We start from the raw sequence: 11320 nt of genomic DNA, 5'->3' as shown, positions 1-11320 counted from the left end.
CCATGACTATTAATAATAAAGAAATGCTTAAGCAACTTCCCCAAAGCCCTGGCGTCTATCTGATGTTCGATTCACTGGGGAATATAATCTATGTGGGGAAGGCCAAAAATCTAAAGAATAGAGTGTCTCAATATTTCAGAAAGCAAAAGGATCGAGTCCCCAAAGTCGAAGAGATGATTCGCAATATTCAGTCGTTCGAATATCAGCTTACAGATACTGAATTAGATGCTTTTATCGAAGAATGCCGTCTCATCAAAGAAATAAAGCCTAAATATAACAAACAGATGAAAAATTCCGGTAATTACCTATATATTAAAATACCACTTGAACAATATCCCAAAGTTACTATTGCAAAGGAAAAATATAACGACGGTGCAATATATTTTGGTCCGTTTACCAGCCGTCATCGGGTGGAGGCTACAATAGGATGCTTGAATGATGTTTATCCTATTCGAAAATGTACTAGTCCAAGACTTGTTAAAAAGGCGAATGGTTGTTTATTTCAGCAATTAGGTTCTTGCCTGGGTGTTTGTACCGGGCAGATAAGCCCAGAAGATTATAGCGTATATATCAAAAAAATCTGGCTTCTTTTAACTGGAAAGGATATGGCAGTTGTTCAAGACCTCAATAAACGCATTGCTTCGGCGATTGAAAATCTGCAATTTGAAAAGGCGGCCCAATATAGGAATTATTATTTAGGGCTTAGGCATGTTATTGGGAAACAGCGTTTGGTTCAAGCTTCTAGCAGAAATCGAAATGTTATCGCAGTTGAATCTATTAATCCTGGACTTGCGAAGTTTTTCCTAATCAAAGGAAATAAGCTTATTTTTCGTGAAGTCATTAACGTCGTAACGGAAAATAGCTCAGAATTACAGCAGCACATAAAACAGATCATCCGGGATCATTTTGGAACAGAAATTAGGCAATCATGTGGAGTATCCCAAAATGATATTGATGAAGCGCAGATTATCTATTCCTATCTAAAAAACAATAGGAGGATCATTTGTTTTTCGATTCCTAACACTTGTTTGAATAAGAACTCATCAAGTATGGACGCCAAGGTTAAAAAGATTGTAGAGCGAATTTTATACCAAGGAAGATTTTCTCATTGATATCTGAAGAGAATATGGCTATAATAAGAACATAAGTTCGGCTAAAGACAAATGTATGTACTAAGAGGTGAACTGAATGAGAGATATATGTGCTGAATGCGGCCAAAAAAAATATTGCATGGAGCCCTGTGAAGCCTGGTTAATTGCTCATAACCAATGTCCTGTATGTCGAAATAAACTTATACATATAGGAGGATGTACGGAATGCATCACAGGTGATTGGGCGAAGTGTGGTTGAGATGAAAGTAGTTATGGCTCCCATCGAAATGATAGCGTGGTTCGATATTCCCGGTATGCTTCGGCCTATCCGCTTCCGGCATGATGGAAATGTCGTTAAGGTGGAGCAGATTATCAGAATGTCTGAAGAAAAACTTGCAGGTAATCGGATGAAGGTGTATGAGTGCCAGAGTGAGATTAACGGTCAAATGAAACGCTTTGAACTTAAGTTTGAATTGGGTACCTGTAAATGGTTTCTGTTTAAAATTTGATACTGTATATTATTTGCCTTCCTCGCAAAAGCAGGGGAAGGCTTAGTTCTGCCAACACTTTTGCTCAGGGAAGGTAATAATATATCGGATAAAGACATTTAGATATAGGCAAAAGTCACTATATCTATTTATTATTATCGGATTATTTTTTATTATCGGACTATTCCATGTTATCATGGAAGGAAAAGTATTACAAATGTTGAATGTATAAAAGATATTGAATTGGGGGGGTCGGATCATTCTCTCTTTCGAGATATGAAGTTCAGCTTCAGAGGAAGGGTGAAAAATTTATGGGGGGTGCTTTTGGTGACTAAAAACATTAAAATTATTGGTTTTACTGGAAGCCTACGTGAAAAGTCCTACAACAAGGCAGCTTTGCGCGCAACTGCAGAGTTACTTCCTGAAAGTGCAACGATGGAAATCATGGACCTATCTCCGTTCCCGTTCTTTAATGAAGATGTTGAGGCTCAAGGGGTGCCTCAAGTTATTCTTGACTTTAAAGAAAAACTTGCAGCAGCTGATGCTTTCATAATATCTACACCGGAGTATAATTATTCTATACCTCCAGTATTGAAAAATGCTTTGGACTGGGCATCGCGAGGGGCCGAATTACCTTTAAGCGCTAAACCGCTGGCAATCATGACTGCGACGTCGGGCGCCTTGGGGGGAGCGCATGTACAGTACCATCTTCGGCAAGTCTGTGGTAGGGTGGGCTTGAAAACCTTAATTAATCCTAAAGTTTTAATAACTAATGCTCATAAGAAATTTGATCAAGACGGAAAGTTGATCGATGATTTAACCAAAAAATCTATCGCCAAACTTTTGCAAGTATTGATTGATAAAACGCAAGAAGGAGATAAAACGCAAGAAGGAAACATAACTCACAATACGACAAATGAGTTGTATTACGCGCGTTAAACAATTATTTACTTAAGTACGATTGAGCATGTTTGAGCATGTTAAGCACGAAGGAATAACGAACCTTCGTGCTTTTGTTATTGAATAGGCGTATCGAATTAAAGTTTGATACGCTTATTTTGAACATTATCCATCTTATTTAGCTAAAATCAGAACAAATTCTATAGAAACTTTCTTTTCCGTTCATATTCAGTTCATAAAAATAGAGTATAGCTCATCTCGTTGAAAAAAACTTATTTCTTACGAACTATCTCAAAAGAAAAGGAGAGAGCTGAATGTCTCACGAAAGATTAGCAGTTGAAACGACTTCCTATAATCCGAAAAAAACTGGGGATTGGCGTTCGTTTATTAACCTTCTTAGACAAACTAAGCCGCCTAAACTGCTGTTAAGTATCGCAATTTTAATGAGTGTCGCCACAACTTGCGCTGGACTCGTCGTTCCGTTGTTTACGAAAAACCTAGTGGACAGTTTTTCCCTGAATTCCCTAAACCGAACGCAAATCGTTACTTTGGTCATCGTCTTTATCACTCAAGCAATCGCCGGCGGGCTTTCAATCTATTTATTAAATTATGCAGGGCAAAATGTCGTTGCTTCGTTAAGAGATCGTCTGTGGAAAAAACTATTAATTTTACCGGTATCCTATTATGATAACAGTTTAACTGGGGAGACGATCAGCCGAATGACGAATGATACTGGGGTACTTTGTCTTTACCTTCATCCTAGAGAATCGTTTTCTCTTATTTTCCTTTTATAAAAAGAAATTTGGTCACATGGCACCCCATATGACTTGACGACTAGTGAATGTTCTGAGTCATATATTCTCTAAGACACAAAAACAGTGCTATTATGGAAATCGGAAGGAGCATGCTCCAGATATAGGGTATGGAAGTTCCTCAACCTATAGCATTTATCGAAATCCCGATTCAGGAGCTGAGATCTTGACTTAATTTCACAAATAGTTTAGTCTTAAGAAGTATTGGATTATGAAAGGGTGACTTAAAGGAACATGCGCTACTAATTCTTGTTACTTATAATTCTTGTTTAATAAGCAAGCAATTTTTCGGACGGGATTAGTATGAGCATTTTTATGGATATGGGTTTGCCTTAGTACAAAGTCTACGCTTTTGTTATCTAAAAGGCTTTGGTGACTCGTGTTTTTTGTTAAGATTGTTCTGCCTCCTGTCCTCAAATGGATAGGAGGTTTTTATGTTAGATTTACTTCGTAATCGACTTGTGCAAGCAATCTTAGGGTCTGCATTATTTTTGCAAACCGGAATCTGGGTACGCAATTTTGCTGTACTGCTTTATGTCATGGAACGAACCCATGGTAATGCCTTTGCCATCTCCATGATTTCAGTCGCAGAGTATGCGCCCATCTTTATTTTTTCCTTCATTGGTGGAACCTTTGCCGACCGCTGGCGTCCGAAACGGACGATGATTAGCTGTGATGTCCTCAGTGCCGTGTCTGTGTTTGCAGTCTTGATCACCTTGGTATTGGGTACCTGGAAAGCTGTGTTTTTCACGACCATCATATCGGCTGTCTTATCCCAATTCTCTCAACCGTCAGGCATGAAGCTGATTAAGGAACATTTGCCGGCAGAACAAATGCAAGCTGTTATGTCGATTTATCAGACGATCTTTACAGCCTTTATGATATTTGGACCGATCCTTGGAACCTTCGTCTTTCAGAGGTTTGGAATTCTTGTTTCAATTTCAGTGATGGGATTAGCATTTCTGCTCTCGGCAGGTTCCTTAACCTTCCTTCCTGCGGATCGCATTAATATTCAAGAAAAGACAAGAACTACACTTCGTCAGGAAATGGCGGCCGGTGTTCGATATGTTCTCGCGAAAAAGGTTTTAACACTTTTAGGTTTATGTTTTTTGGCGGCGGGCTTAGGAGGAGGCCTCATCCAACCCTTAGGAATCTTTCTGGTCACAGAACGGCTGGGTCTGCCCAAAGAAAGTTTGCAATGGCTGATGACTCTTAATGGCATTGGAATGCTGTTAGGTGGAGTCGTTGTAATGACCTCCGCTAAGACTATTACGCCGCAAAGGCTCTTGACTTTTGGGATGTTCATTTCGGCCCTCGGCTTGATAGTCAGTGGGTTTTCCACGATTCCGTGGTTAACTTATCTCGTAAATTTAATCATGGGGTTATTTTTCCCTTGCATCATGATCGGCATAAACATGATGATCTTACAAAATTCGGACAGTCAGTTCATAGGTCGGGTTAATGGAATTCTCATGCCGATGTATACCGGAGCAATGGTTATTACGATGAGTCTTTCAGGAGTGCTGAAAGAAACCTTCTCTTTAGTTGCTATGTATGAGGCGTCAGGAGTTATGTACATTATTGGCTTATTGTTTCTGATACCGTTGTTTCACATGCCGAAAAGCACGGTGGTTCAGTGAAAAGGATAGGGTACTTTTAAAACTAAATTGAGTAAGCAGCAGGGAATTTTTGAGACGGAGTAGAATAGAGGAACATAGTGTAAAGGGGGAGAAACATGGGGACACTGATTGCCGCACTCGGTTTGAAAAATATTTTGATTGTCGGTCTAGGGATTATTGCTGTCGGCTTTGTTCTTAAAAAGTTATTCAAATTGGCTATTTCCATAGCCGTGATTGCAGCGCTTATTCATTTTGGATTACCAATACTCCAGACTGTCATGGTCAAGTAAAATAGATGACTTAATCATCTGCCAGAGGTATTAAACTCTGCATAGATTCCCCTTCAGCGCGGGATATTAAAAAATAGCCTACGTTGAAAGGGGACTCCTAAATGCATGGAACCGTCTGGTCGTTATTACCGTTTCTTGTTGTAATTCCGCTTGCCTTATTTACAAGACAGGTTCTGCCGGGTTTAGTTGTCGGTTTGGTGGTCGGAGCGTATATGCTCAGTCCTACGCCTTTTGGCGGCATCGATACCGCCTTACAGTATATCTTGAAAGAACTGGCGATTCCCGATAATCTACGCCTGATTGTCTTTATGTACGGTTTTGGAGCTTTTGTTGGCTTAGTGCGGATTACCGGGGGAGTCAGTGGTTTTGCCCATCTTATGGAAGAGAAAATCCGCTCGGGGCGAGGAGCTTTTATCGTAACTTGGCTATCTTCCTTACTCACCTTTATGGCCCCTGATTTCCGGATCATTACAGTGGGTCCGGTGATGAAACAGGTGTTTTCACGACTTGAAGTACCTGTCAATAAAGTTGCCTTTGTTATTGATGCCACAGCGACACCTTTATGTGCGATCATGCCCCTTGGCACAGTGTTTATTGGCTATTCCATTGGTCTTTTGAGCACAGTGAGCCGTCATCAAGGGGTTGTCACGCCTCCTTATAATCTGTTTTTGTTGAGTATTCCCTTTAACTTTTTTTCTTTAGCGATGCTGGCCTTTGCTTTATTCTATTCCTTTCGTAAAAGCGATAAAGTTCAAGCAAAAGAGCCAATCTCCCAGCCTATGGAATCCCTCGCTAAAATAAGGGCCTTAGGTTCTGCTCAATTGGCCTATGCTGAAACCTCTATGGAACTGGCGATACATCCGCCAATGTACAAACGAAAAAGAAACATGAACCGTGAGTCTGAGGCTTATCCGGATCCCATTGAACTGGTTGCCCAGAAGGTCACTCCTAACGCGCTTAATCTTATTGTCCCGCTCGTGCTTTTATTGAGCTTAACGTTATTTTATACCTGGTGGGACGGTCACTTGCATTCTTCCAGTTTGCTGGGAGCTTTAATCCAGGCTAATGCAGCCAAAGCGATGCTGGAAGCACTGTTAACCACGTTAATGATTTCTTTTATCTGGTATGCCTTTCAAGAACAGCCGCTCCAGCGTACTCTTTTCGGTTTTCTGCAAGGCGGTAATGAGATGATGGCAGTGAACGTTCTCTTGGTATTTGTTTGGGCAGTTTCGGCAATTTCTACGGATCTCGGTTTTGTAACTTATACGGAACAGACTGTAGGAAGATTAGTACCGGCAGCTTTTATAGCGCCAGCATTTTTTGTCCTGGGTTGTCTGCTTTCTTATGTCATTGGCTCATCATTTGGCACCTGGGGTATCTTGCTGCCCTTAGGCTTTTCTCTGGCGACTACCGAACATGCTGCCTTGCCTCTAATCGCAGGAGCAGTGTTTGCCAGTGGTACCTTTGGAGGATTTGTCTCTCCTCTAAGCGACAATACTGTTGCTATGGCAACGGTGATGAAAATTCCGGTTATGGATTATGCTAAGTTGAAGCTGCGCTTGGGACTCATGGTTGCGGCTGCTTGTACAGTGCTATATGGCCTGGTCGGCTGGTTTTACCGGGGAGTTTAAGGCGTTTTTGACTTCCAGACGAGTATTTACAGTGACGTTTACTTACATGGCAAAAAATCAGAAAGAATTATATTAATAAAGAAAAGTGGAGGTTTGTGAGGAGGATCCTCTGGTGGATCACCTGAACATTAGAGATGAAATTATTCCCTATGAAGAACGTCGAAGTCGGCATTATCGAAGAATTACACTGAGCATTTTAGACGATCGTGTTCGAATTTCAGCACCTAAGAATGTCTCGGCCAAACAACTTAAGGACTTATTGCATGCCAAACAAGAATGGATCTTGACTCATTGGCTGGAAAACCTCGAAAAACAAGTTCATTCGTTAAGACAATATGTCAATGGGGAACATTTCCCTTATCGGGGGCAAGGTTTAGAGCTTTGTCTCAAGAGACACGCACAGCAATCGATTCGGGTAAGTTTAGAAGGTCAGGTACTTATGGTGCACGTGCCTCATGATTTGCCGGAATTTCAAGGTTCGGCCAACATTCAGGATTCAGTCATAGCCTGGTATAAAGCTCAAGCGCGCAAGGTCCTCAAGAGTAAGCTTGATGAACAAGCGAAACAAATGCAGGTCACTTATCAAGACTTTCGGCTGAAAGATCAGAAGACAAGGTGGGGGAGTTGCTCCACTCGGGGAAACTTGAATTTAAATTGGCGAATTATTATGGCACCTGAAGAAGTGATCGATTACCTCATTATTCATGAACTGGCGCATCTGACGCATCCCAATCATTCCGAACGGTTCTGGCAGCGGGTAGGAGCCTTTATGCCGGAATATCTGTTTTGGAAAAAGTGGCTAAAGGACCATGGGCAAGAATTAGTGCTTTGAACACGTTCATTATTCAACGACTTAGGGACGTTAAAACAGTCCTGAAATTTCTATACAACGAAGGCGACTGCCAGCCCTTGAAGGTTTGGCGGTCGCCTTGATTTTCTTATACTTTCAGAACTATTTTAAGTTAGAAGGTTTTTATAAGGCTGCTCATTGTCAGTAAAATAATTCTCGGCAAATTCTAACCATAAACGCGCGGCGTGGGACATCGAACGACCTCTCTTCCAAATAATTGACATGCTGTGGATGATTTGAGGTTCTGTTAACGGAACAGAGACAATACGTTTAGCATCTAATTCCCTGCATACGGCACTGGGGAGGAAGGCAATCCCTAAATTGGCAGCCACCATCTGTGTCATAAGTTCAAGCTGAGAAGTTTCAAAAATAACATTCGGGGAAAACCCCACATTTCTGCATTGATTTATAATCTCATCATGCAGACTAAAATCTTTACTGTATAACACAAACGATTCGTTCGATAGGGATGCCAGTTCAATGGAGGGAAGCTGACTCAAGGGATTTTGTGAGGAGACGATAACGAAAAGAGGGTCCTTGGAAAAAGTGAGAGAGTCATAATATTGATTATCTGGTACTATGCAGACGACTCCAGCATCTAAAGTTCCGTCATTGATTGCCAGCGCTACTTTTTTTGATCCGTATTCAGATAGACTAATTTCAATCAGCGGGTATTTCTTTTTAAATTCCCCCAGCAATTCTGCAAAGATGGTGGAGCTGGTAATTGGCAGCAACCCAATAGAAATTTTCCCCTTTTCCATTTTAATCTTGGTTTCAAATTCCGTTGTAAGATTCAGAAACATGTCTACGACTTGCTGTGCCTGTTCAAAGAAGATCACCCCCGTGTCCGTCAATTGCACATATTTTGAGTTTCGATTAAATAAGGAAGTGCCTAGTTCTGATTCCAAATCCTTTATCATCTTGCTAATTGCCGATTGGGACACATGGCTTATAAGAGCAGCTTTACTGAAACTTTTCTGGCGAGCCACCTCTACGAAATATTCTAAATGGCGAATATCCATCATAAACACCTCCAATTCCAGTTTAATATCTATTTGAGTCATAGTAAAGATTACAATTATATGTTTTACTTATGGAGAAATCAGATTTAGAATTAAGACAGTGAAAGGGCAGGAATGGGGTATTCCAGATTAAGGAGATGTTTGCTATGATTCACCAACAAGTAAGACGCCCAAACTATATCGAAAAGGTTGTGAAGTTCATGAAAAAAGAAAAACCAGTTGTTGTCAAAATCGTTGAAGTAAAGAAAACAGCCAATGTTGACATTACCCAAACCAAGGAATTTTGGTCTACTTTAGCAGTAATCAGTTAATTATTGCGAGGTTCTTTAGTCGCAATTAATTCAGAAGAAAGAGGGTGCAGATCATTCGTTTTTTACAAGATTTGCTTAAAAATAAAAACTGAGCAGCCCAGCCTCGACAAAGGAATTAGGCGCTCAGTTTCAGTAAAAGAGGATGTTATTTGTAACTCAAAACTGGAGTGTTTGCGGCACTTCAGTTTTTTATTAGAGTTAACTGCTTATTTGATGATTTCATGATGTTTCAAATTATATAGGACAAGTTTGAATTAGGCAATGTTTGACCCTATAAATTTAAATATTCTCTACCCTTGGAAGCATAGATCTTCCTGTTAGTGAAAGTTTAACAAACTGAGGAGGAATATTCCAACACTTTGTAGAAAACTGAAGTGATTTATAATAAGCAACTCATTTTTTCAGCCCCCCAAAGGGAGACTGCTAATTGCTGAGGCAAAAGAGATCTCAAATACTAAGAAAATCTTGAACTATAATGTAGATATCTTTGATGAATCAATGACCTTAATAGCCCGATTTACCGGTATAGCCTACAGGAAAAAAGATACGCTTGATTTTTAAAACAGAATCCAGATGGTCAAACTTATTCGAACAATATGCAGTATATAGTGGATAATATTTAGTCATTGTGACTAAATATTATCCACTTTTTTATTTAGCAAGGTGGCCTTCCGGAATGTTAAATTATTCACATATATCAGAACATTCCGATAAATGGCTCCCTGAAGGTAAACTAAATGATTAAAAGAGCAGGCGCTAAAGATGGCACGATTCTTGCTTAATTAAATTCTAACTATTCTAAACATTGAGCCCGAAAGGAGGATAGAGCGTTAAACGAGGAACGAGATTATCATCGAAAGGAGTTGGGTTGACAAATGAACAGGAATAATTATCGGCATTTTATTATGAGTATGATCGTCTTTATGACAGTAGTAAACTACATCGACCGCGGTGCCATATCTTACGCTCAAAAAGATATTATTACAACGTTTGGTTTAAACGCAAAATCTTGGGGAGAAGTTCTTGGATATTTCGGCTATGGCTATATGTTCGGATCTTTATTTGGTGGTGCCTTATCAGATAAAAAAGGACCGAGATTTGTTTGGTTACTGGCAGGGACCGCTTGGTCAGTTTTTGAAATAGGAACAGCTTTTGCCGGAAATATTGGCTTAGTCGTTTTAGGTGGATCGGCTTTAGCGGGATTTGGCATGTTTCGCGTCTTATTTGGTCTTTCAGAAGGACCTTTGTTTTCTACGATGAATAAGACTATGGCCAATTGGGCTGCACCCCATGAAAAAGGCTTTGCCACTTCTTTAGGGTTACTTGGAGTGCCCGTTGGAGCAGCGATCACAGCTCCAGTAGCGGTAGGATTACTTTCTGTATTCAACTGGAAAATTACCTTTATTCTTTTAGGATGTTTAGGATTGATTTGGGTCACCATTTGGTCGAAAATATTTACGAACCTGCCGGAGAATCATCCCAATGTTACGAAAGATGAATTAGCTATTATACGTTCTAAGGCTACGCTATTGTCCAACGAAACAGGATTTGACCGTGATTCCCAGGTAAAATGGTATCATTTTTTTAATAACCCTACCTTGGTTTTTAATGCGATTGGATATTTTGCCTTTCAATACGTTAACTTTTTAATCTTGACGTGGACTCCAAAGTATTTACAAGACGTGTTTCATTATAACTTAGCTTCCTTATGGTATTTAGGGATGATTCCTTGGCTGGGAGCTATTCCTACCGTGGTATTAGGCGGCAAAATTTCCGATGCCCTCAGAAAGAAAACAGGCAGCCTTAGAATAGCTCGTTCCGGGTTGGCCGTTGTTTCTCTAATGATTACAGCCCTATGTTTCCTCCTTATTCCTACGGTCCACAGCGTTTATGCAGTTCTCGGTTTAATGGCCTTAGGGAATGCCTTTAACTTCTTGCCTAATTCCGTCTATTGGACAGTGATTCTGGATACCGAACCCAATCGAGCCGGAGTTTTCGGCGGGGTTACACACTTCTTTACAAATATAGCAACAGTGCTGGCCCCCACTTTAACAGGAGCCTTGGTAGCAAGCTACGGTTATCCTTCTATGTTCAAAGCGGCAATGGTGGCGGCTTTAGTTGGCATGGTGGCAATGATCTTTGTTAAACCTGGGAAAAAGGCTTCATCCTCAAGGACTTTAGGTACGGCAGCTTAACTATACCAATGGTACTTTATTTGCTTCGATAGACAACCAAAACACAAGCGTTCTCATTCCACTTTGACAGTGAAAAGAGGGCGCTTTTTGATCGTTGCAACCACTTAAAAT

General features: G+C 40.4%; 11 protein-coding genes. 10 read left to right on the top strand and 1 reads right to left on the bottom strand.

All coding sequences use genetic code 11. The features are described from left to right. The first annotated feature begins 2 nt into the window (after positions 1–2). The 8 genes from VZF35_RS01275 (at position 3) to VZF35_RS01240 (ending at position 7663) form a co-directional block, all read left to right on the top strand. Positions 3–1112, top strand: a complete 1110-nt coding sequence (locus tag VZF35_RS01275) for a GIY-YIG nuclease family protein (RefSeq protein WP_407310245.1) — start codon at positions 3–5, stop codon at positions 1110–1112. 239 nt (positions 1113–1351) lie between these two features. Further along, on the top strand, positions 1352–1600 hold the full coding sequence (locus VZF35_RS01270) for a hypothetical protein (protein WP_407314879.1): 249 nt from the start codon (positions 1352–1354) through the stop codon (positions 1598–1600). Positions 1601–1906: 306 nt separating this feature from the next. Continuing rightward, positions 1907–2518 carry an NADPH-dependent FMN reductase gene (locus tag VZF35_RS01265; protein ID WP_407310243.1) on the top strand — a complete coding sequence of 204 codons (612 nt, stop codon included), beginning with the start codon at positions 1907–1909 and terminating at the stop codon, positions 2516–2518. Positions 2519–2793: 275 nt separating this feature from the next. Beyond that, positions 2794–3273 carry an ABC transporter transmembrane domain-containing protein gene (locus VZF35_RS01260; RefSeq protein WP_407310241.1) on the top strand — a complete coding sequence of 160 codons (480 nt, stop codon included), beginning with the start codon at positions 2794–2796 and terminating at the stop codon, positions 3271–3273. 452 nt (positions 3274–3725) lie between these two features. Continuing rightward, positions 3726–4931 carry an MFS transporter gene (locus VZF35_RS01255; RefSeq protein WP_407310239.1) on the top strand — a complete coding sequence of 402 codons (1206 nt, stop codon included), beginning with the start codon at positions 3726–3728 and terminating at the stop codon, positions 4929–4931. 95 nt (positions 4932–5026) lie between these two features. After that, positions 5027–5200 carry a hypothetical protein gene (locus tag VZF35_RS01250; RefSeq protein WP_407310237.1) on the top strand — a complete coding sequence of 58 codons (174 nt, stop codon included), beginning with the start codon at positions 5027–5029 and terminating at the stop codon, positions 5198–5200. 101 nt (positions 5201–5301) lie between these two features. Continuing rightward, positions 5302–6831 (top strand): Na+/H+ antiporter NhaC family protein, encoded by a 1530-nt coding sequence (locus VZF35_RS01245; RefSeq protein ID WP_407310235.1) that lies wholly within the window; start codon positions 5302–5304, stop codon positions 6829–6831. 112 nt (positions 6832–6943) lie between these two features. Next, positions 6944–7663: a M48 family metallopeptidase gene (locus VZF35_RS01240; RefSeq protein ID WP_407310234.1), complete on the top strand. Its 720-nt coding sequence runs from the start codon at positions 6944–6946 to the stop codon at positions 7661–7663. A gap of 125 nt (positions 7664–7788) precedes the next feature. On the opposite strand, the gene VZF35_RS01235 is transcribed toward VZF35_RS01240, so the two are convergent. After that, positions 7789–8703 (bottom strand): LysR family transcriptional regulator, encoded by a 915-nt coding sequence (locus VZF35_RS01235; RefSeq protein WP_407314877.1) that lies wholly within the window; start codon positions 8701–8703, stop codon positions 7789–7791. Between the two features lie 146 nt (positions 8704–8849). Between VZF35_RS01235 and VZF35_RS01230 the strand changes: the two genes are divergently transcribed. Together VZF35_RS01230 and VZF35_RS01225 are read left to right on the top strand one after the other, a co-directional pair. Beyond that, positions 8850–9014, top strand: coding sequence for a hypothetical protein (locus VZF35_RS01230; RefSeq protein ID WP_407310232.1), 165 nt, complete (start codon positions 8850–8852; stop codon positions 9012–9014). Positions 9015–9889: 875 nt separating this feature from the next. Beyond that, the gene (locus tag VZF35_RS01225) at positions 9890–11209 is read left to right on the top strand and encodes an MFS transporter (RefSeq protein ID WP_407310230.1); all 1320 of its coding nucleotides are present in this window, start codon (positions 9890–9892) and stop codon (positions 11207–11209) included. The last annotated feature ends 111 nt before the right edge of the window (positions 11210–11320 follow it).

The sequence above is a fragment of the Desulfosporosinus paludis genome (assembly GCF_045689965.1).
Lineage (GTDB): Bacteria > Bacillota > Desulfitobacteriia > Desulfitobacteriales > Desulfitobacteriaceae > Desulfosporosinus > Desulfosporosinus paludis.
Note: the sequence above shows the minus strand (reverse complement) of the source record. Positions and strands in the feature narration are given on the sequence as shown.

Coding starts and splice junctions, on each gene's coding strand:
- VZF35_RS01260 (WP_407310241.1), top strand. CDS start 2,794: ATGTCTCACGAAAGATTAGCAGTTGAAACGACTTCCTATAATCCGAAA.
- VZF35_RS01250 (WP_407310237.1), top strand. CDS start 5,027: ATGGGGACACTGATTGCCGCACTCGGTTTGAAAAATATTTTGATTGTC.
- VZF35_RS01230 (WP_407310232.1), top strand. CDS start 8,850: ATGATTCACCAACAAGTAAGACGCCCAAACTATATCGAAAAGGTTGTG.
- VZF35_RS01275 (WP_407310245.1), top strand. CDS start 3: ATGACTATTAATAATAAAGAAATGCTTAAGCAACTTCCCCAAAGCCCT.
- VZF35_RS01270 (WP_407314879.1), top strand. CDS start 1,352: ATGAAAGTAGTTATGGCTCCCATCGAAATGATAGCGTGGTTCGATATT.
- VZF35_RS01235 (WP_407314877.1), bottom strand. CDS start 8,703: ATGGATATTCGCCATTTAGAATATTTCGTAGAGGTGGCTCGCCAGAAA.
- VZF35_RS01255 (WP_407310239.1), top strand. CDS start 3,726: ATGTTAGATTTACTTCGTAATCGACTTGTGCAAGCAATCTTAGGGTCT.
- VZF35_RS01225 (WP_407310230.1), top strand. CDS start 9,890: ATGAACAGGAATAATTATCGGCATTTTATTATGAGTATGATCGTCTTT.
- VZF35_RS01245 (WP_407310235.1), top strand. CDS start 5,302: ATGCATGGAACCGTCTGGTCGTTATTACCGTTTCTTGTTGTAATTCCG.